The organism is Hymenobacter sp. BRD128, assembly GCF_013256625.1.
GTDB lineage: Bacteria > Bacteroidota > Bacteroidia > Cytophagales > Hymenobacteraceae > Hymenobacter.
In genome coordinates this window covers 3038613-3060477 of record NZ_CP053908.1, presented here as the reverse complement: position 1 = coordinate 3060477, position 21865 = coordinate 3038613, and the positions used below count along the sequence as shown (strand labels likewise).

The 21865-nt window shown below is 64.3% G+C and carries 17 protein-coding genes; 8 read left to right on the top strand and 9 right to left on the bottom strand.

Going from position 1 to position 21865, the window contains the following annotated elements:
- Nucleotides 1–25: 25 nt before the first annotated feature.
- Nucleotides 26–1069, top strand: coding sequence for a rod shape-determining protein MreC (gene mreC, locus GKZ68_RS13535; RefSeq protein ID WP_173115661.1), 1044 nt, complete (start codon nt 26–28; stop codon nt 1067–1069).
- Nucleotides 1066–1593: a hypothetical protein gene (locus GKZ68_RS13530; RefSeq protein WP_254244002.1), complete on the top strand. Its 528-nt coding sequence runs from the start codon at nt 1066–1068 to the stop codon at nt 1591–1593. Before mreC ends, GKZ68_RS13530 begins: the two co-directional genes overlap by 4 nt.
- Here GKZ68_RS13530 and GKZ68_RS13525 read toward each other — a convergent pair.
- The 4 genes from GKZ68_RS13525 to GKZ68_RS13510 all read right to left on the bottom strand — a co-directional run bounded on the left by GKZ68_RS13525 (nt 1590) and on the right by GKZ68_RS13510 (nt 3494).
- Nucleotides 1590–2018, bottom strand: a complete 429-nt coding sequence (locus tag GKZ68_RS13525) for an arsenate reductase ArsC (protein WP_173115659.1) — start codon at nt 2016–2018, stop codon at nt 1590–1592. The genes GKZ68_RS13530 and GKZ68_RS13525 overlap by 4 nt on opposite strands.
- 93 nt (nt 2019–2111) lie before the next feature.
- Entirely contained in the window at nt 2112–2621 is a 510-nt protein-coding gene (locus tag GKZ68_RS13520; protein WP_173115657.1) for a GNAT family N-acetyltransferase, read from the bottom strand.
- A 39-nt stretch (nt 2622–2660) separates the two neighbouring features.
- The gene (locus GKZ68_RS13515) at nt 2661–3119 is read right to left on the bottom strand and encodes a DUF6428 family protein (protein ID WP_173115655.1); all 459 of its coding nucleotides are present in this window, start codon (nt 3117–3119) and stop codon (nt 2661–2663) included.
- Nucleotides 3120–3143: 24 nt separating this feature from the next.
- Nucleotides 3144–3494 (bottom strand): helix-turn-helix transcriptional regulator, encoded by a 351-nt coding sequence (locus GKZ68_RS13510; RefSeq protein WP_173115653.1) that lies wholly within the window; start codon nt 3492–3494, stop codon nt 3144–3146.
- Between the two features lie 231 nt (nt 3495–3725).
- On the opposite strand from GKZ68_RS13510, the gene GKZ68_RS13505 reads away from it, so the two are divergent.
- Together GKZ68_RS13505 and GKZ68_RS13500 are read left to right on the top strand one after the other, a co-directional pair.
- The gene (locus GKZ68_RS13505) at nt 3726–9899 is read left to right on the top strand and encodes an alpha-2-macroglobulin (RefSeq protein ID WP_173115651.1); all 6174 of its coding nucleotides are present in this window, start codon (nt 3726–3728) and stop codon (nt 9897–9899) included.
- Between the two features lie 185 nt (nt 9900–10084).
- The gene (locus GKZ68_RS13500) at nt 10085–10774 is read left to right on the top strand and encodes a hypothetical protein (RefSeq protein ID WP_173115649.1); all 690 of its coding nucleotides are present in this window, start codon (nt 10085–10087) and stop codon (nt 10772–10774) included.
- A gap of 138 nt (nt 10775–10912) precedes the next feature.
- On the opposite strand, the gene GKZ68_RS13495 is transcribed toward GKZ68_RS13500, so the two are convergent.
- From GKZ68_RS13495 to GKZ68_RS13485, 3 genes are all read right to left on the bottom strand, one after another.
- The gene (locus GKZ68_RS13495) at nt 10913–11236 is read right to left on the bottom strand and encodes a 2Fe-2S iron-sulfur cluster-binding protein (RefSeq protein ID WP_173115647.1); all 324 of its coding nucleotides are present in this window, start codon (nt 11234–11236) and stop codon (nt 10913–10915) included.
- Nucleotides 11237–11321: 85 nt separating this feature from the next.
- Nucleotides 11322–12338 carry an NAD(P)/FAD-dependent oxidoreductase gene (locus GKZ68_RS13490; protein WP_173115645.1) on the bottom strand — a complete coding sequence of 339 codons (1017 nt, stop codon included), beginning with the start codon at nt 12336–12338 and terminating at the stop codon, nt 11322–11324.
- A 344-nt stretch (nt 12339–12682) separates the two neighbouring features.
- Nucleotides 12683–13222: an RNA polymerase sigma factor gene (locus tag GKZ68_RS13485; RefSeq protein ID WP_173115643.1), complete on the bottom strand. Its 540-nt coding sequence runs from the start codon at nt 13220–13222 to the stop codon at nt 12683–12685.
- A gap of 411 nt (nt 13223–13633) precedes the next feature.
- Here GKZ68_RS13485 and GKZ68_RS13480 point away from each other — a divergent pair, with 411 nt between their 5' ends.
- From GKZ68_RS13480 to GKZ68_RS13465, 4 genes are all read left to right on the top strand, one after another.
- The gene (locus GKZ68_RS13480) at nt 13634–14515 is read left to right on the top strand and encodes an SDR family oxidoreductase (RefSeq protein WP_173115641.1); all 882 of its coding nucleotides are present in this window, start codon (nt 13634–13636) and stop codon (nt 14513–14515) included.
- A 171-nt stretch (nt 14516–14686) separates the two neighbouring features.
- Nucleotides 14687–15364, top strand: a complete 678-nt coding sequence (locus tag GKZ68_RS13475) for a response regulator transcription factor (RefSeq protein ID WP_173115639.1) — start codon at nt 14687–14689, stop codon at nt 15362–15364.
- A gap of 6 nt (nt 15365–15370) precedes the next feature.
- Nucleotides 15371–16639: a HAMP domain-containing sensor histidine kinase gene (locus GKZ68_RS22425; RefSeq protein ID WP_173115637.1), complete on the top strand. Its 1269-nt coding sequence runs from the start codon at nt 15371–15373 to the stop codon at nt 16637–16639.
- Between the two features lie 36 nt (nt 16640–16675).
- Entirely contained in the window at nt 16676–17419 is a 744-nt protein-coding gene (locus tag GKZ68_RS13465; RefSeq protein ID WP_173115635.1) for a phosphatase PAP2 family protein, read from the top strand.
- Between the two features lie 190 nt (nt 17420–17609).
- On the opposite strand, the gene GKZ68_RS13460 is transcribed toward GKZ68_RS13465, so the two are convergent.
- Both GKZ68_RS13460 and GKZ68_RS13455 read right to left on the bottom strand, forming a co-directional pair.
- Nucleotides 17610–20843 (bottom strand): efflux RND transporter permease subunit, encoded by a 3234-nt coding sequence (locus GKZ68_RS13460; protein WP_173115633.1) that lies wholly within the window; start codon nt 20841–20843, stop codon nt 17610–17612.
- Complete coding sequence (locus tag GKZ68_RS13455; protein WP_173115631.1) at nt 20840–21754, bottom strand: efflux RND transporter periplasmic adaptor subunit; 915 nt, start codon at nt 21752–21754, stop codon at nt 20840–20842. The genes GKZ68_RS13460 and GKZ68_RS13455 overlap by 4 nt, the downstream gene beginning before the upstream one ends.
- Nucleotides 21755–21865 lie beyond the last annotated feature (111 nt).

Here is a 21865-nt window from a genome sequence, read left to right as displayed (position 1 = left end):
CTTGCTGCTCACTGTCAGTTAACTCATGCGTAATCTCATCGCGTTTCTGCTGCGCTTCCAGGGGGTGATGCTCTTTGTGCTGCTGGAAGTGGTGAGCTTATTTCTGTTTGTTACCAATAGCTCGTACCAGCGGGCGGCGTTTTTCAACTCGGCCAATGCCTACGCGGGCGCCGTGCTGGCCCGCCGCACCCAGATAACCGACTACTTTCGGCTCGATGAGCTGAACCGGCAGCTGCTGGCCGACAATGCCCGGCTGCGCCAGCAGCTCTATCCACCCGACTTCACGCGCCGCGAGGCCGACTCGCTGCCCGTGGGCCGCGACACGCTGGGCAATATCATCTACCGCCACCTGCGGCCCGACCCTGGCCAGGCGCTGGCGGCCACTACCACGGTGCCCGGATTGGTGCAGAATACCAAGCTCAAAAAACCGAGTGCGCTGGCCCGCCCCGACACGCTGCTGCTGGGCGGCGCCAAGCTGGCTACCCGCGACGTGGAATACCCGCTGGTGGCAGCGCGGGTGCTTAATAACTCGCTGCGCGCCGTGGATAACTACTTGACCCTGAACGTGGGCACCGCCGATGGCGTGCAGCCGGGGCTAGGGGTGGTGAGCGCGGCCGGCGTGGTAGGCCAGGTAAAATCGGCCAGCGCGCACTACGCCACGGTGTTCTCGCTGCTGCACTCGAAGATGGCGGTGGCGGCCAAAATAAAGCGCGACGGTACCTTTGGCAGCGTGAAATGGCCCGGCGACGACTACAGCCACGCGCTGCTCGACTACATTCCGCGCCAGAACCGCCTGGTGCGCGGCGACACGGTGGTGACGTCGGGCTACAACGCCGTGTATCCGGAGGGCGTATTTGTGGGCACCGTCGAGTCGTTTGTGAAGGAGCCGGACAAGAATTTCTGGACCGTGCGGCTGCGGCTAGGGGTCGATTTCAGCCGCCTCACCTACGTATACGTGGTGCACAACCGCCCCCGCACCGAGCGCGACTCGCTCGAAACGGCCCTCACGGCGCCCGAGCCGGCCCCGGTGAAGGCCCCCGCCAAACAGCCCACGCGCCCCAATCGATGAGTGTGCTAGGGGTACTCGTGCGGCAGTTGCTGCGTTTTGGGCTGTACGCGGCGGTGCAGGTGCTGCTGGTGGGGCAGCTCTCGCTGTTTGGGCTGGGCTGGTGTTTTCTATATCTGGGCTTCGTGCTGTTTTTGCCGCTGGCTACGCCCATTTCGCTGCAGCTGCTGCTGGGCTTCGGCATGGGGCTAGCCATGGATATCAGCTACGACACCGGCGGGCTGCACGCGGCGGCGGCCGTGCTGCTGGCCTACCTGCGCCCCTGGGTGCTGCGCCTGCTTACCCCGCGCGATGGCTACGACGCCCAGGATACCGTGAACGTACACCAGATGGGCTGGCAGTGGTTTATGGTGTACCTGCTGCTGCTGGTAAGCCTGCACCACGCCGCCTATTTTTTCCTGGAGCTAGGCTCGTTTCAGCACCCGCTGCTCACGCTGGCTCGGGTAGGGGTGAGCATCGTGTTCACGAGCACCGCGCTGTTGATTGTGCAGCTGTTGTTTTTTCCGGTGCGTCGCGGCCGCAGTTAGCCCGGAAAGTACTGCCGGGTGAAGTCTTGCGCGTAGGCTTTCACCTGGTCGCGCACGGCCCGAAACTGCTGCATTACTGCTTCCTCGCTGCCCGTAGCCTTGGCCGGGTCGGGAAAATTATGGTGCAGCCGCTTGGCTGAAGACGGAAAAACCGGGCACACCTCCTTGGCGTGGTCGCACACGGTGAGCACATAAGTGAATGGTATGGCCGCGTACTCATCCACGTGGTTGCTGGTGTGGTGCGAGATGTTAATGCCGTCCTCGGCCATCACCCGCACGGCGCGCGGGTTGAGGCCGTGGGTTTCGACGCCGGCCGAGTACACGGCCGCGCGCCCGCCTAGCAATTGCTCCAGGTAGCCGTGCAGCAGCTGGCTGCGGCACGAGTTGCCGGTGCATAGCACCAGAATGTTGGGAAGGGTCGTCATTATAAAGATAAAAAACTGATGAGAATACCCACGGCCGCCCCGAGCCACGCTTTTAGGCCGCCCGCCCGAGGCAGGTACAGTAGCAGCAAATAGTCAAACGCCCACCACGGCGCTGCGGCGCTCCAGCAGCAGCGTATCGCGCCACTGGCCGCGCAGCTGGCTGATGCGCGCGCGCCGTCCCACCGTGCGGAAGCCTTGGCCAGCGTGCAGCGCCAGGCTAGCCGCGTTCTCCGGAAAAATACCCGCCTGCAGCGTCCACAGGCCGTGCTGCTCCGACGCGGCCACCAGGGCGGCCAGCAGCTGCCGGCCCACGCCCCGGCCCCGGGCCTCGGCCGCGATGTAGATGCTCACCTCGGCCACGCCCGCGTACACGCAGCGGCTCGACACCGGCGAGAGCGCCGCCCAGCCCAATACCTGGCCGGCGGCATCGGTGGCTACCAGGCGGCAGTGGGCCAGGTGGCCGGCATCCCAGGCGCCCCAGGTGGGGGCCTCGGTGGTGAAAGTGGCCTGGCCGGTAGCAATGCCGGCTTCGTAGATGGCCCGCACGGCCGGCCAGTGCGCGGCGGCCAGCGGCTCAATAAGTAGCGGAGCAGAGGGTGACATCACCAGGCAAGAAATACGAAGTAAAAGCCAGTTCTCAGGCTAGCAGCACCCGCCGCCGGGCGTGCAGCCAACGGTTTGCAACTGCGGCAACTCCAGGCTGAAACCGGGAATTCCGCACGCATCCTGCGCCAGGCAGGCCGTTTGCTTGGGCGTGAGCACAAAATCGGTGCCGTCGAAGGCTAGCCCAAACTTGCCGATGGTGGCCTGCTGGTACTCTACTTCAATGGGTAGTTCTTCGCTACCCAAAATGCGCTCCGACAGCTGCAGGATGTGCAGAAATTTTTGCGGGGCTAGCCGGTGGTCGTAGTCGCCGGCCTCCCAGAGCTGGAAATTGGCCACGGTTTCGCGGCGCTCCACGCCGCCGCAGTCGATGAAGTGCTTGGTTACCAGGCCCACCTCCGTCACGTGAAAGTGGCTGGGTAGGTAGGTGCCACCGGGCAGGCGAAAGTTGACGGCCGCCAGCCCGGTCAGGGCCTGCTTCATTTCGGAGATAAGCATGATGAGCAAGAAAAAGTAAAAAGATTAGGCGGCGCAGGCCGTGCCCGGCCCGCAGGCAGGGCTAGCGGTGGCGGCGGCAAAAAAGGTGGCAAACTGCTGCTGCACCTGGCGCAGCAGTTCAGTATTGAGGCAATAGCAGACGGTGAGGCCCTCGATTTCGCCCCGAATGAGGTCGAGCGCCTTTAACTCCTGCAAGTGCTGGAAAACGGTGGTCCGGGAGAGCGGCAGCTCGGCGGCGATATCGCCCGAAATGCAGGTTTGCTTGCTGGCCAGCAGCTGCACAATGGCCACGCGCGCCGGGTGGGCCAGGGCTTTGGCGACGCGCGCCAGCTGCTGCTGCTCGGTAGTGAAGGCGGCGGTTTTGGCGTGCGACACGGGCTCTGAGGTTTTTATGTCGCAAACATACGACACACCATGCCGTATGTTTGCGACATAGGCAAAAAACAACGAAGTATCTTTATGTCGGCAAAGCAGTAATGGCCGCGCACTGGCCACCAGCCCCCGAAGGCCGTGTGCACTTGGCTTGGTTCTGGCATCTTTGGAGCGATAACCCCGGCCGTGCGGCCCGCCTTTATGCGCTACCTTCTGCTTTTCTGCTGCCTGCTAATGACCACCTTTCTCGCCGACTCGGCCGCGCCCACCCCGCCCTCGCCGCTGGCCGCGCAGTGGAAGAAGATTGACGCCCTGCTGGCCAAGGAGCAAACCGCCAGCGCCGCGCCGCTGGTCGAGAAAATCTACCAGCAGGCCAAAAAGGAAAACAATACCCCGGCCTACGTGCGGGCGCTGCTCTACAAAATCAGGCTGCTCGAGAACAAGGAAAATGATGCCGACGAAAAGGCCATCGCCCTGCTGGAAAAGGACCTGAAGACGGCCCAGTTTCCGGCCCGACCCATTCTGCACTCGTTGCTAGGGGGCTTGTATAGTGCGTACTACAACGAGCACCGCTACCAACTCTACGAGCGCACCAACGGCGCAGCGCCCACCACCGACCAGGCCACGCCCGGCCGGGCCGACGGCGGCACCAGCCTCGCCACCTGGGACGCTGGCCGGCTGGCCGCCGCCATTGTGCGGCACTACGAGCAGTCGGTTGAGGATGAGCCCCAGCGCCAGCTTAAAACCACCCTGGCCGACCTCGGCGACCTGGCCACCAACGGCGACGCCGAAGGCCGCGCCCTGCGCCCCACGCTCTACGACCTGCTAGCCCAGCGCGCCATCGCGGGCCTGCAAAACCAGGAGCTGTACATCACCAAGCCCGAGCAGCAGTGGCAGCCCACCGACCCCAAGCTCTTCGGCAGCGCCCAGGAATTTGCGGCGCTCAAGCTAACGGCCCCGGCCGCCGACTCGCTGAACGGCCAGCTGCTGGCGTTGCGGCTGTTGCAGCGCCTCACCGCCGCTAGGCTAGCCGCGGGCAACCCCGCCGCCCTGGCCGACGTGGACTTGCAGCGCCTCGACTATCTGCACAGCCTCACCGAGGGCACCAATGTGGCTAGCCAGTACGAGCCCGCGCTAGCCCGCCTGGCTGCGCAGTATCAGGCGCTGCCCATCAGCGCCGAGTTCATCGCCCGGCAAGCCGAAGCCCGGCACGCGGCCAATGACAACGTAGCCGCCGTGACGCTTACGCGGGCGGCCGAAACCCGCTTCCCGGCCTCACGCGGCGCGGCGCGGGCGCGGCAGCTGCGCGCCAGTATCGAGCAGCCCGAGCTAGCCTTCTCAGCGGCCGATGTGGTGGTGCCCGGCCAGCCCTGGCGCCTCGACCTCACGGCGCGCAATGTGACCGAGCTGCACGCCTGGGCCTACCGCATCACGGCCAACGAGTGGCAGCGGGGCACCGGCTACGACCCCCAAAACCGCCCGCTAGCCAAGCGCTTTGCTCGCGCCCTACGGGCCGCGCCGGCCGCCACCTGGGCCGTACCGTTGCCCGCTAGCCCTGTTGATTATAAGGAGCAGAAGCTGGCCGCCGCCGGAGCTACGCTGCCAGCCGGCTACTACCTCATTTTGCTCAGTAATAAGGCCCAGCTTTCGACTGACCCAACCGCAAAGGCCGCGCCGGCCGGCGCCGTCACGGCCTGGGCCGTGCTGGGGGCTAGCCAGCTCAGCCTGGTGCATCGCACCAATGCGGCTACGGGTGCCACGGCGCTGCTGCTGCTCGACCGGGCCACCGGCGCCCCGCTGGCGGGCGTGAAAAACCAGGCTACCTTCAACGTCTACAACCGCGCTACCCAGCGCGACGACCGCCGCCTGGGCGACGTGCGGCCCACCAGCGCCACCGGCGAGGTCGAAATCCCCGGCCCCAACAAAGCCAGCGCCGCCCTGGGCCGCGAGCAGCTGAGCGGCGTGCGCTCGTGGCTAGGCCGCGATACGTTATTCACGCCGCTCAACGCCTACTACTTCCCCGGCCGCACCGATGGCATCGAGCAGCCGCAGCGCCGCACGTTTCTCTTCACCGACCGCGCCATTTACCGGCCGGGCCAAACAGTCTATTTCAAAGGCATTCTGACCCAAAGCCTCGGCGGCAAGGCTAGCCTGCTAACGGGCCAGCCCGTGAGCCTGCGCCTCGTGGACGTGAACGGCCAGACCGTGCAAGCGCTGCCGTTCACTACCTCCGACTTCGGCAGTTTCAACGGCTCGCTGATGCTGCCCACCAGCCTGCTAAATGGTGAAATGCAGCTGCAAACCGACCACGGCAGCCTGGCTTTCGCGGTGGAGGATTACAAGCGGCCGACCTTTTTGGTGACTCTAGACTCGGTGGCCGGCCGGCCGCAGTTCGGCCAGCCGCTGACAATAAATGGCCGCGCTCGCGCCTACGCCGGCCAGGCCACCGACGGGGCCAGCGTGAAGTATCACGTCACGCGCCGCGAACTGTTGCCACTTTTCAATGTTGCTCTTTATAGAAGCCGGGCTATGTACCCGGGCGGGGGCAGAAGCCAGGAAATTGCCCACGGCACCGCCACCACCGATGCCGAGGGCCGCTTCGCCATTACTTTCACGCCGCCGCTGGTACCCCGCCAGCCGGGCCGCGGTGGCTGGGAGCCAGGCTACCTCTTCGAAGTAACCGCCGACGTGACCGACGCGGCCGGCGAAACCCGCACCGGCACCCGCAACGTGGTAATGGGCCGCAACCCGCTCAGCCTGCGCCTCATCGGCCCCGCCCAGGCCGATAAGGCCCAGCTGCCCGCCTTCACGCTGCTCGGCACCAACGCCACCGGCGAGCCGCTGCCTGCCACCGGTACCCTACGTCTGCTGGCCCGCCGCTACCGCCCCAACCCGCCCGGCGTGCCCGGCCCCGCCCCCGAAACCACCGACCACGAGCTGCCCGCCGAGCTGGTCAAGACCCAGCCCTTCGACACCCACGCCAGCCCCGTGCTCGACCTGAAGGCCGCCCTGGCTAACCTGCCCACCGGCCGCTACCGCCTCGAAGCCCAGGCCGCCGGCCCCGACTCAGCCCGCGCCAGTCTCGACTTCACGCTCTTCGACTCCCAGGCCGCCACCGTTCCCTTCGTCACGCCCGACTGGTTTGTGGCCCTCGCCGATACCGTGGCGCCCGGCCAGCCCGCCAGCCTGCTGCTGGGCAGCAGCGAGGCCGACGCCCGCATCCTGCTCGAAGTAGAGCGCGGCGGCCAGCTGCTGCGCCGCGAGTGGCTGACTTTGAAAGCCGGCGAGCAGCGCCGCCTGGCCGTGGCCAGCGGTCCGGCCGAGGCGCGCGGCCCGCTTTACCTCCACACCACGCAGGTGCGCGACGGCCGCCTCTACCGCCATGACGCCACCGTGCAGGTAACCGAGCAGCCCCAGCCGCTGCGCCTGGCCCTCGCCACCTTCCGCGACCGGCTAGCCCCCGGCCAGCGCGAAACCTGGCGCCTCACCATCCGCCAGGCCAACGGCCAGCCCGCCGATGCCGAGCTGCTCGCCACCCTCTATGACCAGAGTTTGGACGTGTTCCGGCCGCACAGCTTCGAGCGGCTGGAGTTTGGCGGTAATTATTTCCCGGCGCGGTTTGGCTGGCAGGGAGAGTTTGGGGAGCTGAATTCAGAAAATCTATTTGAGAATGAGGAAACCGATGAAACAACGGCGATTCAGTACCCGAGTTTGAATGCTTGGGAAAGTCATTTGGCACCACCGAAAATGGTGACAGTAAAATTTACTGCGCCGGTAGTAAAGAGAGATGAGGACGGAGTTCCTGGCACGGCGCCTAGCCCACGAGCTAGGGCTGCTTCCCCAATGATGGCTTTGCAGGGCAAGGTTTCTGGGTTGGTCATAAGGGGCAACGGATATGTTCATGCCGACGATAGCAACGCGCAGCCAAAGCCAGCCCCCGACCTCTCCATCATCGCCGCCCGCCGCGACTTCCGCGAAACGGCCTTCTGGCAGCCCGCCCTGCGCGCCGACGCAACCGGCGACGTAGTGCTCGAATTTCAGATGCCCGAGGCCGTGACGCGCTGGCAGCTGCTGGCCCTCGCCCACGACCGCAGCCTGCACACCGGCCAGCTGGCCCGCCAGCTCGTGACCCAGAAGGAAATTCAGCTTACGCCCAACGCCCCGCGCTTCCTGCGGCCCGGCGACGCGTTCACCTTCCCCGCCAAGTTCTCCAACCTCACCGACCACGCCACCAGCGGCACGGCCCAGCTCTTTTTGCTCGACGCCGCCACCGGCCAGGATATTACCAGTCAGCTCATCAAAGGCCCGGCCCAGCTGCCGGTGAGCGCCGCCGCCCACCAGAGCGCCGCGCTAGGGTGGGAGCTAGCCATTCCGGCCGACTTCGCCCCCGTGGCCGTGACCTACCGCGTGGTGGCTGAAAGTCAGTCAACAGTGAACAGTGAGCAGTTAGCAGATAAAAAGAGCAAAAAGAAGATTCGTCAGGCTCCCCTCTCCCAAGGAGAGGGGTCGGGGGTGAGGTTCTCCGACGGCGAGGAAAACACGCTGCCCGTCCTGCCCAATCGCATCCTCATCACCGAGAGTCTGCCGCTGCCCCTAGTCGGGCCGGCCACCCGCGAGTTTGAATTGAAGAAGCTCACGAACACCGCTAGCCCCACCCGGCGCAACTACTCGCTGACGCTGGAACTGACGGCCAACCCCGCCTGGTACGCCGTGCAGAGCCTGCCCTACCTGCTCGAATACCCCTACGAGTGCTCGGAGCAGACCTTCGCCCGCCTCTACGCCAACCTGCTGGCCGCTCAGATTCTCAAGAGCAACCCGCGCTTCCGCACCGTGCTGGCCGAGTGGCAGCGCCAGGCCCAGAGCGGCACGGCGGCGCAGCAAAACGCCCTGGCCGGCAAGCTCGCCCAAAACCAGGAGCTGAAAAATATCCTGCTGCAAGAAACCCCCTGGGTGCGCGATGCCCAGGGCGAAGCCGAGCGGCTAGCCCGCCTCAGTACCCTCTTCGACGAGGCGCGCCTCAAAGCCGAAACCGCCCGCACCCTGGCCAAGCTGCAAGCCATGCAGCTGCCCGACGGCTCGTTTCCGTGGTTTGAGAACATGCCCGCCGACCGCTACATCACCCAGCTCATCGTGGCCGGCTTCGGCAAGCTCCAAAAGCTCGGCGCCTTCGATGCCAGCCAAGATAATACGGCGCGCAACATCCTGCAACACGCCCTGCACTACCTCGACGGCGCCCTGGCCCGCGACTATGCCGAGCTGCGCCGCCAAAAGGCCGTGAAGCTGGCCGACAACCACCTCGACGACCTCGAAATCCAGGCGCTCTACGCCCGCAGCTTCTGGCTAGCCCAGCCCGTAGCCGCCGAGGCCAAAACGGCCTACGCTTACTACCGCACCCAGGCAGCTACGCACTGGACCGGCCAAACCCGCTACCTGCAAGCGCAACTCGCGCTAGCCCTGTTTCGCGAAAACGCCCAGGCCCCGGCTGCCCAGGCCGTCATGCGGGCGCTCGCCGAAAACGCCCTGCACAGCTCTGAGCTGGGCATGTATTGGAAAGACGTGCAGCCCGGCTACTACTGGTGCGAGGCCCCCGTCGAAACCCAGGCCACGCTTATCGAAGCCTTTGACGAAATCAAGAACGACCAGAAGTCAGTCGATGAGTTGAAACTCTGGCTGCTGGCTCACAAGCAAACCCACAGCTGGGAGAGCACCCGCGCCACCGCCGATGCCTGCTACGCTCTGCTGCTGCGCGGCCCGAGCTGGCTAGCCCCCGCCCAGCCCTTGCAAGTGACGGTGGGCGGCCAAGCCATCAAGCCCGAGACCACGCAGGCGGGCACCGGCTACTACAAGCAGACCTGGCCCGCCGCCGACATCCAGCCCGCCCAGGGCAAGGTAACGGTCACCAAAGCTGACGCCGGCCCGGCCTGGGGGGCACTCTACTGGCAGTATTTCGAAGACCTCGATAAGGTGACGCCCGCCGCCTCGCCGCTCAGCGTCGAGCGCCAGCTTTACCGCGAAACCCGCACCGGCGCCGGCCCGCAACTGGAGCGCATAACCGCCGCCACGCCCCTGCGCGTGGGCGATGCCCTGGTGGTGCGCCTGGTGCTGCGCACCGACCGCGCCCTCGAATACGTGCACCTCAAAGACCAGCGCGCCGCCGGCCTGGAGCCGATAAATCAGCTCAGCGGCTACCGCTACCAGGCCGGGCTAGGGTACTACGAGAGCCCGCGCGATGCGGCGGCCAACTTCTTTTTGAGCGAGGTGCCGCGCGGCACGCACGTGTTCGAGTACCGGCTGCGGGCTAGCCAGACCGGAAATTTTTCGGGCGGCCTGAGCCAGGTGCAGTGCCTGTACGCGCCCGAGTTTGGGGCTACTTCGGCGGGGCAGCGGCTGGCCATTGCGCCGCAGTAAAAGGCTAGCAGCGCACCGTCAAATCAAAATTCAGGCAGAAAGTGCGGCAACGATTGCGGCTGGGCTGGCCCGGCCGCCAGCCCCCACCGAGCAGCTTGCCGACGGCTCCGGCCGCCGCGCCGGGGCTTGCGCGGGTAGTCCGTGGCGCCTATTTTTGTTTTTCTATTTTATTCAGTAAGTTATTGATGAGGAAGCTAATTGTATTACTGGCCTTATCGCTGAGCACTTCAGCGGCGTGGGCCCAGGCCGAGAAAGCCCAAGTCGTTACCAAGCTGCCCGGCGAAGAAAGCCTGAGCACCCGCGAGCGGGCCGAGCGCGACTTTCTGATGCCGGTGCGCCGCAAGAAGGCCGCCGAATTATCCAAGCCCACGGCTTCGGCCGAGCAGCTCGCTACCGCTGCCCCCGAAATCGACGCCACTGCCCATTATAGTGAGGCTGCCGCCGACCCTCGCCCCGAGGAGGTAGCCGCCGCCCACGAAATAAGCGCCGCTAGCCGCCGCGCCGCCCGCCGGGCTCGCCTGCGGGCCATTGAGCGGGCCGAGGAGCGCGCCGCCGAAGCCCGCGCCGAGCGCCGGGCCGAAGCCCGCCGCGCCGCCCGCCACAACAGCAAATCGAGCCACAGCAGCAAGGCTAGCCACCGCAGCAAATCGACCAAAGCCAGCCGTGCCAAGGCCGCCCGCGAAGCCAAGCACAGCAGCAAGAGCAAGCACCACAGCAGCGAAAAAGCCAGCCGCCACCACAGCAGCAAAAAATCGGCCTCGCACAAGAGCCATAAGGAAACGACCCACAAGGCCAAGCACCACACGGCCGAGAAAAAGGCCAAAACCAAAAGCAAGCACAAGGAGGCCAGCACCAAGCACAAGCACCGCCGCTAGGCTACAATAGATTATTTTACAAAAACAGCAGCCCGGCCAATTGGCCGGGCTGCTGTTTTTACCAGGTTATTACAAAGCTCGTTTTAGCACGGCAGCCCCACCCCCGGCCCCTCTCCCGCAGGGGGTGGGGCTGCCGTGCTATTCGCCGCTGCCGAGCACGCGCACCACTAGGCCATCAAGGTTGGGGGCGAGGCGAATCTGGCAGCTGAGGCGACTGGTTTCGTGCAGCACGGGCAGCGTATCGAGCATGGCCCACTCGTCGTCGCTGGGCTCGGGCAGGGGCGGGCCGGCCAAAATTTCTACATGGCAGGTGGCGCACAGCGCCATGCCGCCGCAGGTGGCCTGGATGGGATAGTCGCTAGCCTTGAGCAGCTCCATCAAGCTCAGGCCCATGTCGGTTGGCGCTTCCAGTTCGCGCCGCTGGCCGGGCGCTTCCTCTACGTAAATTCTAATATCACTCATAAAGAGTTGTGAGTTAAGAAGTAAGAATTATGAATCAAAAGCACGGTAAACTAGCTGGGCTTTTAACTCATAGCTCGTAACTCCCTTAAAGGGTCGGTACCCCGTTGACGGTGGTGTACTTGAGGGTGTATTTTTTGTCGGGGTAAATGTACTTGAACGCGCCCTGGCACATGAGCGCGGCCTCGTGGAAGCCGCACAAAATAAGCTTCAGCTTGCCCGGATACGTGTTAATGTCGCCGATGGCGTACACGCCGGGCAGCGAGGTGCTGTAGTCCTCGGTGTTCACCACGATGGCATCGTCGGTGAGGTCAAGGTTCCAGTCGCCGATGGGGCCGAGCTTGGGCGTGAGGCCGAACAGCGGCACGAACGCATCGAGCGGCACCGTCTCGGTGGTGCCGTTGTTGTTGGTAATAGTTACTTGCTCCAGGTGGCCATTGCCGTGCAGGTGCGTCACGTTGGAGCTGAGCACCAGCTTGATGCGGCCCGCGTCGTGCAAGGCTTTCACCTTTTCGGCCGAGTCGGCGGCGCCGCGGAAGGTGGTACCCCGGTGCACCAGCGTCACCTCCGAGGCCACGTTGGCCAGGAAGTTAGTCCAGTCGAGGGCTGAGTCGCCGCCGCCCGCAATCACGATTTTCTTGTCACGGAAGTGCTCGGGGTCGCGCACCATGTAGTGCACGCCTTTGCCGCCCTCAAAGCGCTCCAGGTTTTCCACGGCCGGCTTGCGCGGCTCAAACGACCCTAGCCCGCCCGCGATGGCCACGGCTTTGCACTGAATCTCGGTGCCATCGGTGGTGTAGAGCTGAAACGAGCCATCATCCAATTTCGCAAAGCGTTCGACGCGCTCGCCCAGCGTGAACGTGGGGTGGAAAGGCTCAATTTGCTTCATCAGATTGTCGATGAGGTCGCCGGCCAGAATCTCGGGGTAGCCGGGGATGTCGTAAATCGGCTTCTTGGGATAAATCTCGGACAGCTGCCCGCCCGGCTGGGGCAGGGCGTCGACCACGTGGCAGCGCAGCTTCAACAAACCAGCTTCAAAAACAGCGAACAGCCCCACCGGGCCAGCCCCGATGATGCAGATATCAGTGGAAATTACAGCGGACATTCAGGAGGGTAAGCGTTAGTATTTAGAATGAGTACAAAGGTACGGCTAGCCCGCCGGGTGCGGAGAACAAGGTGCGCACCCTTAACGAGCTATCCGACGCGCTAGATGGTGAGTTAACACTTATGTAATCGATAAGATTCTGAAAACAAGGTCATTCGTGATTCATTTGACAGTGGGTTTTCTTGCTGGCCGCCATGGTCTGATAAGGGTGAGTTATTCGAGTCGGAAATCACTGCCGACTCCCGCCGGCCAGCCCCCATTACGCCACAAGGAGCCTGCGCACTCCGGCGCAGGCTCCTTGTAGGTGGTAGCAGCTCGTTTTCGGCGGAAGAAGGAAGAATGTGTTAATTGATATGCCGGGCCAGTGCCCGGATGATGCGCCGGCCCCGCGACTTGATGGTGCCCAGCGGCAGCTTGAGCTCGTCGGCGGCCTCGGCCTGGGTATAGCCTTGCAGGTAAAGTAGTTCGAGTAGCTGCCGGTCGCCGGGGTTGAGCAGGGCCAGCCAGTCGCGCACGCCCACGTGCTCGGGCCGGAAGCCAGTGGGCGCGGCCAGGTGCAGCGCATCTTCCTCGGTGAGCGAATGGGTGCGCTGCGAGATGCGCCGCACTGCCCGCAGCCGGTCGATGGCCAGGTTGCGGCCGATGGCGAGCGCCCAGGTAAAGAGCCGGCCCTTGCTGGTGTCGTAGCTGGGAAACGTCAGCCAGAACTTGAGCATGGTTTCTTGCAGAATGTCCTGCGCCAGCTCATTCTGGCGCACAATGCGCCAAATAGTATGGTACAAGGCCTGCTTGTAGTTCTTATAAAAGAAGGCCATCGCCGACTCATCACGCGCATACAAACGCTGGACGAGTTGGTTTTCTGCGTCTGGCTCAAGCAGTTTCATTAGCAGCAACTAGGTAGAACGGGCCCGACTTACGGCCCGGTTGGTTGCGGCGGTTTTAGATACTGCAGAAAATAAATAAATAATTTTTCGGAACTTTTCAGGCCCAACTAAACACCAATTCAGCCGGGGGCGTTCCGGCATTCTGCACATTTCCCATCGGTCCTCCTCAGCCTGGCCTCAGAACTGGGTGCTGGCTCGGGTTAGCGCAGATTCGGGGCGTAGTAAGGCAGGACTGGGTTTAGCAGCCGGTTATTTTGAGAAGCCAGCTTAGCAATTGACCGGACATCATCCTAAATCAAATGATGACTGTTTGATTTTTACAGTAAATGGCTTGCCCGGCGCAGTGCTGCCGGGACGCGGCCACCAGACCTTTGCGCCGGAGTTTCACCCCTTGGCTAAATAGACTATTTTATGAAAGTTTTTGTAACTGGCGCCTCGGGTTTCGTGGGTGCCGCCGTCGTGCAGGAGCTGCAACAAGCTGGCCACCAGGTGCTGGGCCTGGCCCGTTCCGACGCGTCGGCGCGGGCGCTCGCGGCGGCCGGGGCCACCGTGCACCGCGGCTCGCTCGACGACCTCGATAGCCTCGGGCGCGGCGCGGCCGCCGCCGATGGCGTCATCCACCTGGCGTTTATCCACGACTTCTCGCAGTACCAGGCCGCCGCCGTTGCCGACCAGCGCGCCATTGAGGCAATGGGCCGCGTGCTGGCCGGCTCCGACCGGCCGCTGGTGGTGACCTCAGGCCTGGCCGGGCTAGCCGAGGGCCGCCTGGCCACCGAAGAAGACGTGCCCACCGGCGGTGCCCGCATTTCCGAGCCGGCGGCGCTGGCGCTGGTGCCGCAGGGCGTGCGTGCCTCCGTGATACGGCTGGCGGCCTCGGTGCACGACGTGGGCGACCACGGCTTTGTGCCCTACCTCATCGGGCTGGCCCGGCAGAAGGGCGAGGCGGCTTACATCGGCGAAGGCCAGAACCGCTGGCCGGCGGTGCACCGGCTCGATGCCGCCCGCCTGTTTCGGCTAGCCTTGGAGCAGGCCCCGGCCGGCGCGCGCTACCACGGCGCGGCCGACGAGGGCATCGCATTCCGCGACATCGCGGCCGTGATAGGCCGGCACCTGCACGTGCCAGTGGTGTCGAAAACGCCCGAGCAGGCCGCCGACCATTTTGGCTGGATGGCCCGCTTTGCCGCCCTCGACCTGGCGGCTGCCAGCGCGCTCACGCAGCAGTGGCTGGGGTGGCGGCCCACGCACCCCGGCCTGCTGGCCGACCTGGAGCAGGGACATTATTTTAACCAGTAAGCGCATTGGCCTTTGCGTGGCCGGGCCAGAATTCAGTGCCTTGCCAGGCCCCAGGACACGCTGAAGGCTTTTTTTGAGAAGGAGACGGCTGGCCGGAATTTTTCAAAGGTGAGCTGCCAGAATTTTCCTAGGATTGGCAGGTTATTTTGTGCCTGAACTCACTTTTCAGGTATGAAGCTGCTCTTAGTTGAAGACGAAGCCGAGCTGCGCCAAACGGTGCTGGAAACCCTGCGCCAGCACGGCTACGTGGTCGAAACGGCGGCTACCTTTGCCCAGGCGCACGAAAAGCTGACCCTTTACAGCTACGACTGCGTGCTGGTAGACCTGACCCTACCCGACGGCGACGGGCTGGACCTGATACGCCTGCTCAAAACCGAAAACTCGTCGGCCGGCGTGCTCATCCTCACGGCCCGCGATGGCGTGGAGGACCGCGTGAAGGGCCTCAACCTGGGCGCCGACGACTACCTGGTGAAGCCCTTTCACCTCTCCGAATTGAACGCCCGGGTGCTGGCCATTATTCGCCGGCGGCAGTTTCAGGGGCAAACTCAGATTACGTTTCGCGACCTAGTGGTGCGGCCCGAGCAGGCCGAGGTGCTGGTGCACGGCGAGCCGCTAGCCCTCACGCGCAAGGAATACGACCTGCTGCTGTATCTGCTGGCCAACCCCGGCCGCGTGCTCACCAAGGAAGCCATTGCCGAGCACCTCTGCGGCGACCAGGTCGATGCGGCCGACTCGCTCGACTTTATTTACACCTACCTCAAAAACCTGCGCAAGAAGTTGCAGGAGCGCGGCGTGGACAACTACATCCGCACGCTCTACGGCGTGGGCTACAAGCTCAACCTGGAGTAGCGGCCCATGAAGCTCCTGGCCGCCACCACCCGCTACTACCTGCTGCTCGCTGCCGGGCTCTTTGCCTTGGCCAGCGGCCTGCTGTACGTGGGCCTGCAATGGGCCCTGCGCCACGAGGCCGAAGAGCAGCTGCGGGGCGAGCAAACCTACGTGCAGCAGCTCGTGGCGCAGGGCCAGCCGCTGCCGGCCCGGCTCTTTGCCTACCAGCTTGACCGCAGCGCGCGGCCCCGGCCCACGGGCTTCGGCGATACGCTGCTGCTCGACCCGGCCGAGCGCGAGCTGGTGCCATTTCGGCAGCTCACGTTTCGGGTGCCGGCCAGCGGGCGCACCGCCGAGTGGATTACGGTGCGTAAGTCATTAGTAGAGAGCCAAGACCTGCTGCGCGTGGTGCTGGTAGTAATGCTCGGCGCCCTGGGCCTGCTGCTGATAGGTGTGGTGGGCCTGAACCGCTGGCTAGCCCGGCGGCTGTGGGCACCGTTTCAGCACACGCTGGGCCGGCTGCGTGCCTACGACCTGCACCGCCACCAGCCGCTGGGGCTACCCGCGCCCGCCATCAACGAGTTTGCCGAGCTTAATCAGGCCCTGAATCAACTGAGCGAGCGGCTGGTGGCCGACTACGAAAGCCTGCGCCAGTTTACCGAAAACGCCGCCCACGAAACCCAAACGCCCCTGGCCATCATGCAGGCCAAGCTGGAGCAGGCGCTGCAAGCCCCGGCCCTGCTGGACGACGAGGCCACGATGCTGCTGCTGAGCGATGCCCGCCGGGCGGCCCAGCGCCTCTCGCGCCTGCACCAGGCCCTCACTTTGCTCAGCAAGCTCGAAAACCAGCAGTTTGCCCTCGCCCAGGCGGTGCCCGTGCACCTCGACCAGGTGCTGCATGACCGCCTGGCTATGCTGGCCCCGCTGCTCGACGCCCGCAACCTGCGCCTGACCCTGCACGTGGCCCCCAACCTGCCCGCCCGCCGCCTGCACCTGGGGCTAGCCGACTCGCTGCTCCAAAACCTGCTGCAAAACGCCATCAAGCACAACCTGCCGGGCGGCGAAATCGTGGTGTCACTCACGCAGTCCGCTTTCGAGGTCAGCAATACCGGCCCGGCCGTGGCCGGCGACCCGAGCCGGTTTTTCGAGCGCTTCCGCAAGCACAACGCCGCCTCCGACTCGCCGGGGCTGGGGCTAAGCATCGTGCAGCACATTTGCGCGTACTACGGCTTTCGGGTGCGCTATGCGTATGCGGCTGGCCCGGCGCGCCACACGCTGCGGGTCGAGTTTGCGTAGGGCCACAACTGGTGTGCTACCAATTAATTTCTTTCAATGAGTATTGCTAACCAGGCTATTAGCGTCTTCCAGCAGGTTCGCCGCCACCGCTTATTGCTGCTCCTGCTGGTAGTGGTGGGAGGGGCTTGGGGGCTGTTTGGCGAAGTAGCCCACGAGCTGCGCGAAGACCAGCGCAAGCCCGACCACGGCTTTCCCTTCGATAGGCCCATTCTCGACTACCTGCACCAGCACCCCACGCCCAAGCTTTGTGCGCTGGCCGACAACCTGAGCGCGCTAGGCGGCCCGGTGTGGCTGGGCGGCTACGTGCTGCTGGTGCTGGTGCTGGGCTGGCTAGCCTACCGGCGGCGCTACCGGGCCCTGGCTTTCGTGGTGGGTGCCGAAGGCGGCACAATGGCCATCAACCTGCTGGCCAAGTACCGCTTCGAGCGTCTGCGGCCCAATTTTTACCACCAGATATGCTTCGAAACGCCCACGCTGCTCACCGACCCCAGCTTTCCAAGCGGGCACACGATGGCCTCGCTGGCGCTGGCCCTCGCGCTGGGTATTTTATTTTGGCCCACGCGTGGGCGCTGGCTGGTGTGGGGGCTAGGGCTACTTTTTGCGCTGGGCGTGGCCTGGTCGCGCCTCTACCTGGCAGCCCACTACCCCTCCGACGTGCTGGCCGGCTGGCTAGCCACCATTGGCTGGGTCTGGACCCTGGATATGGTACTCCTGCGCTATTTCAACGAGCTGCGCCAGCTAGGGCACACGGTGCGCGAGGAAGTAGAGGAGGCTATATAAGCTAGTCCTCAGCCTTGTTTTTGAATTTCAATAAATCAACTAATCCGTCATGCTGAGCCTGTCGAAGCATCTCTACCGCGTCGTTCATGTGTCGTTCGGTAGAGATGCTTCGACAAGCTCAGCATGACGGATGCCTTTGGGTAAGGACTCTCACCCATTCTTCGAAGGCTGGCTTCCAAAGAGCCCGGCTCTACGCCACCGGCGCGTGCTCCGTCACCGCCTCGGGCGGGCGGATGTGGTGGTAAATCAGCCGCATGCCGGTGGGCAGCACGAACAGCAGCATGGGCAGCGCCACCACGAAGCCGCCAATGACGGCCACGGCCAGCGGCTGCTGCATCTGCGCGCCCAGGCCGATGCCGAGGGCGAGCGGCGAAAGCGCCAGAATGGCCCCGATGGCCGTCATCAGCTTGGGCCGGATGCGCAGGGCAATGGCGTAGCGAATAGCCGTGTCCACGTCGCCCGTCTCGCGCAAGGACTCGTAGAACTGGTGCACCGTGAAAATGGCATTCTCGGCAATGATGCCCACTATCATGATAATGCCCGTGTAGGAGCTCACGTTCAGCGGGATACCGGCCAGAAACAGCCCGAGCACGCAGCCCGTGATGCCCATCACGGAGATAAAAAGCACGAGCAGCGAAATCAGCCACTCGCGGAACAAAAACAGCAGCACCGCGAACACCAACAGGCTGGCCGTGAGCAATATCAACTCCAGCTCGCGGAACGAGGCCTGCTGCTCGGCGTAGGCTCCCCCGTACACGATGGTGTAGCCGGGGGGTAAGGTTACCTGTCGGCTTACTTGCTGGCGAATGGCCTGCACGGCCGAGCCCAGGTCACGCCCGTCGAGGCGGGCCGTGAGCACGGCCACCGATTTCAGGTCCTCGCGGCGCAGCTCCACATTGCCGGGCTCCACATCGATAGCGGCGAAGAACGGGAGCGGCCTAGGGCTGCCATTGGGCAGGAAAATAACCTGTTTCTGCAACTGCGCCAGCGAGTTGCGGCTGAAGTCCACGTTGCGCAGCAGCACCTGGCGCAACTGCTCGCCATCCTGCACCTGCCCCACCTGAATACCCCCTAGCGAGCCCGCCTGCGCCGGCGAAATACTGGCCTGCGCCGTGCCGCTGGCTGCCAGCACCTGCCCGCCCACCAGGTTGCTGAGCTGGGCCTGAAAATCGAGCGGCGTGAGGCCGTAGCGGGCCAGCTTGGCCACGTCGGGCCGGAACACGATGCTCGGGCCGGAGGGCACCAGCCCGTCGTTGATGTCGGCCACGCCGGGCACCTTCGCCAGCACCTTGCCGGTCTGCTCCGAGAGCTTTTCGAGGGTGGCCTGGTCGTCGCCAAAAATCTTGATTTCGATGGGCTTGGCGCTGCTCATGAGGTCGCCCAGCAGGTCGGCGATGCGCTGGCCAAAGTCCACGGTGAGTGCCGGCTGGGTGGCCTCGATTTGCTGGCGCAATTGGTTGATAACTTCGGGTGTACTCAGCTTGTGGTCGCGCTTGAGCTGGATGAGGTAGTCGCCGTACTCGGGCGGGCGCGTGTCGAAGGCTAGCCCGATGCCGGTGCGCCGCGAGTAGCTCTGCACCTCCGGGTTTTTGGTGATGATGTTGCGCTCAATCTGGCGCAGCATCCGGTCTACTTCGGCCTGGGCGGTGCCGGGCGGCGCGTGGTAATCGAGCACGATGGTGCCTTCGTCGAGGTCGGGCAAAAAGCCCGTTTCGAGCCGGCCGGCGGCCAGCCAGGCGCCTACCCCCAGGCCCAGCACCAGCGCCGCCGCCAGTAGCGGCCTAGCAAACAGCCCCGTGAGCCAGCCCAGCTTGTCAGCCTGCTCTTGGGCGGCATTGTGGGCGTGGGCGTTTTTGCCCGCCCGGTAGCCGATAAACAGGTGCAGCACCGGCAGCAGCAGCCACGTCACTAGAAACGAGCAGACCATCGTAATCTGCATCGTGTCAGATAATTCCTTGAAAAAACTACCCGCTAGCCCGCTCATCAGCCGGAAGGGAAAGTGGATGACGATGGTGCTTAGCGACGAGGCCACCATCGCCGGAAACAGCCCCGCGATGGCCGCCCGTACCACCTGCACATTGCTGCGGTCGGGGTGCTCCTCGTGGGTGCGGTATATCTGCTCGATGATGACGATAGCGTCGTCGATAATCAAGCCCACCGAGGCCGCGATGGCCCCTAGCGACATGATATCCAGGGTAATACCAAACAGGTAGAGCACCAGCAGCGTGAAGCAGACCGTGACCGGAATGGTAAGCAGCACCGCCAGGCTGGCCCGCCACGAGCGCAGAAAGACTATCATCACCAGGATGGCCAGCGCCAGCCCTTCCACGATGCTATGCAGCACGCTGTCAATGCTATCCGTCACGAACACCGACTGGTCGTAGTAGGGCTTCAGCGTCATGCCCGGGGGTAGGAGGCGGCGCAGCTCGGCGGCCTTGGCGTGGGCGTCGCGCGAGAAGGTGGCCAGGTCCACGCCCTGCTGCTTCACCAGGTCGATGAGCACCGCGTCGTGGCCGTTGGCATTGATGAGCACGAACTCCTGCTGCTCCTGAATGTCCACCGTGGCCACGTCCTGCACCCGTACCACGCGGCCCGAGTCGGCGCGCACCACCACCTGCTTCAGGTCGTTGAGCGACCCTAGCCGGGTGTCGGTGAGGGTGAGGTAGAGGCGCCGGAAGCTAGCCAGGTTGCCGGCCGACTGCACGAAGTTGGTATTCGCAAACGCGGCCTGCAACTGGCTCGTGGTGAGGCGCTGCCCCGCCAGCTTGGCCGGGTCGGGTATCACCACAAACTCCTTGGACTTGCCCCCGCGCACCACCACGTTGGAAGCGCCCGATACCTGCGAAAACAGGGGCCTAGCCAGCAGATTGGCCGCGTCGCGCAGGGCGATGGGCGAGCGCGAGTTGCTTTCGAGTGAGTAGCCCAGCACCGGGAACAGCGACTGGTTCATGGCCTCGGTGGCGATGGTGGTGCCGGCCGGCAGCAGGCCTTTTATCTCGTTGACGCGGCTTTCAAGCTGGGCCTTGGTGCTGTACACGTCCACGTTCCAGGTCAGGAATACCTGAATCACGCACGAGCCCCGGCTGGTGCTGCTTTTCACGATGGTAACACCCTTCACCCGCTTCACGGCGGCCTCCAGCGGCTTGGTCACGGTTATCATCATCCGGTCGATGGGCTGCTGCCCGGCGTCGGCGATGAGCGTGATTTTGGGGAAGGTAACCTCCGGAAACAAAGCCGTTTGCATCCGCGAGTAGGCAAACAGCCCCGCCGCCAGCAGCAGCAGCCCAATGAGCACGATGGGCTTGCGCAGCGTGTGGAAATAGGAGCTTTCGGCGGGCTCGGCGGGGGTAGGCGGGCTAGCCGGCTGGGGCGGGCTAGGGGGCGCGGGCGTGCCCGGCCGCTCGATAGTCGTGGGCGCACTCATCGTACCAATTTCACTTTAGCGGTGTCGGCCAGGCCGTAGTTGCCCGTGCGCAGGATGCGGTCGCTCGGCTGGAACGTCGGACTCTTAATTTCGATTTCCTGCGGGTTTTGCACCCCCAGCGTCACGGGTACCTTGATGGCCGTCGAGTCGTTCACCAGCTTCATCACCCAGAAATGATGCAGCGTTTCATCGGCCAGCACGCAGCTAGCGGGCAGCGTCTGGGCGTTGGGCTGCTTGGTTTGGGTGAGGCGCACCTGCACAATAAGATTCTCTGGAATCACGCGCGGCGGGTTGTTCGGCCGCACCAAGTACACTTCCGACTGCCCAGGGCTCACGCTGGCCAGGGGTGCCTGCACCGTACCCGTCAGACGGGTGCTATCGGGCAGCACAATGGTGCAGCTCGGGTTGCCCTGCGCCAGCGCGTGGTACTCGTAGGGCAGGTTGAGCTGGAAAACGAGCTGACTGCTCTCGGCCACGGTGCACAGCGGCGCGCCTTCGAGCAAGTAATCACCCGCTTGCTGAATATTGAGCACGCTCACAATGCCGCTGGCCGGTGCCGTCACCGACACCAGGCCGAAGCCTTTCAGGCTAGGGTCGATGCGTTGCGCATCGTTGCCGAGGGCGCGGCGCTCCTTGGTTTCGAGCGAGAAAAGCACCTGCCCGGCCCGCACCTGGTCGCCGAGCTTCACGCGCACGGCCGTGACGTAGGCCGCCACCGGGGCCGTGACGGTGCTTTTGCGCGGGTAGGTCGAGGTGGCCGGGAAGGTGCGGTACTGCGTCAGATTCTGCGTGCTCACCGTGACGGCCTGCACCTGGGCGCGGGGTGGCGGGCCGGCAGCGTCTTCGGCTGGGGCGGGGCCGTGGCAGGCAGTGAGGGCTAGCAAAAGGGCCAGATAGATGGATAAGCGCATGATAATAAGTCGTTCAGGCGGGGTGCCTCACCCCCGGCCCCCTCTCCGAACAGGAGCGGGGGAGCCACGGCGGCGTGGGCGACATCTTGATTTTCAATAGAGGTTTTTTAA

What these genes read in the sequence shown, in the direction of transcription:
- GKZ68_RS13455 (WP_173115631.1), bottom strand. Translation starts at nt 21,754, where the DNA reads ATGCGCTTATCCATCTATCTGGCCCTTTTGCTAGCCCTCACTGCCTGC.
- GKZ68_RS13525 (WP_173115659.1), bottom strand. Translation starts at nt 2,018, where the DNA reads ATGACGACCCTTCCCAACATTCTGGTGCTATGCACCGGCAACTCGTGC.
- GKZ68_RS13490 (WP_173115645.1), bottom strand. Translation starts at nt 12,338, where the DNA reads ATGTCCGCTGTAATTTCCACTGATATCTGCATCATCGGGGCTGGCCCG.
- GKZ68_RS13520 (WP_173115657.1), bottom strand. Translation starts at nt 2,621, where the DNA reads ATGTCACCCTCTGCTCCGCTACTTATTGAGCCGCTGGCCGCCGCGCAC.
- GKZ68_RS13505 (WP_173115651.1), top strand. Translation starts at nt 3,726, where the DNA reads ATGACCACCTTTCTCGCCGACTCGGCCGCGCCCACCCCGCCCTCGCCG.
- GKZ68_RS13475 (WP_173115639.1), top strand. Translation starts at nt 14,687, where the DNA reads ATGAAGCTGCTCTTAGTTGAAGACGAAGCCGAGCTGCGCCAAACGGTG.
- GKZ68_RS13515 (WP_173115655.1), bottom strand. Translation starts at nt 3,119, where the DNA reads ATGCTTATCTCCGAAATGAAGCAGGCCCTGACCGGGCTGGCGGCCGTC.
- GKZ68_RS22425 (WP_173115637.1), top strand. Translation starts at nt 15,371, where the DNA reads ATGAAGCTCCTGGCCGCCACCACCCGCTACTACCTGCTGCTCGCTGCC.
- GKZ68_RS13465 (WP_173115635.1), top strand. Translation starts at nt 16,676, where the DNA reads ATGAGTATTGCTAACCAGGCTATTAGCGTCTTCCAGCAGGTTCGCCGC.
- GKZ68_RS13495 (WP_173115647.1), bottom strand. Translation starts at nt 11,236, where the DNA reads ATGAGTGATATTAGAATTTACGTAGAGGAAGCGCCCGGCCAGCGGCGC.
- GKZ68_RS13480 (WP_173115641.1), top strand. Translation starts at nt 13,634, where the DNA reads ATGAAAGTTTTTGTAACTGGCGCCTCGGGTTTCGTGGGTGCCGCCGTC.
- GKZ68_RS13530 (WP_254244002.1), top strand. Translation starts at nt 1,066, where the DNA reads ATGAGTGTGCTAGGGGTACTCGTGCGGCAGTTGCTGCGTTTTGGGCTG.
- GKZ68_RS13460 (WP_173115633.1), bottom strand. Translation starts at nt 20,843, where the DNA reads ATGAGTGCGCCCACGACTATCGAGCGGCCGGGCACGCCCGCGCCCCCT.
- GKZ68_RS13485 (WP_173115643.1), bottom strand. Translation starts at nt 13,222, where the DNA reads ATGAAACTGCTTGAGCCAGACGCAGAAAACCAACTCGTCCAGCGTTTG.
- GKZ68_RS13500 (WP_173115649.1), top strand. Translation starts at nt 10,085, where the DNA reads ATGAGGAAGCTAATTGTATTACTGGCCTTATCGCTGAGCACTTCAGCG.
- mreC (WP_173115661.1), top strand. Translation starts at nt 26, where the DNA reads ATGCGTAATCTCATCGCGTTTCTGCTGCGCTTCCAGGGGGTGATGCTC.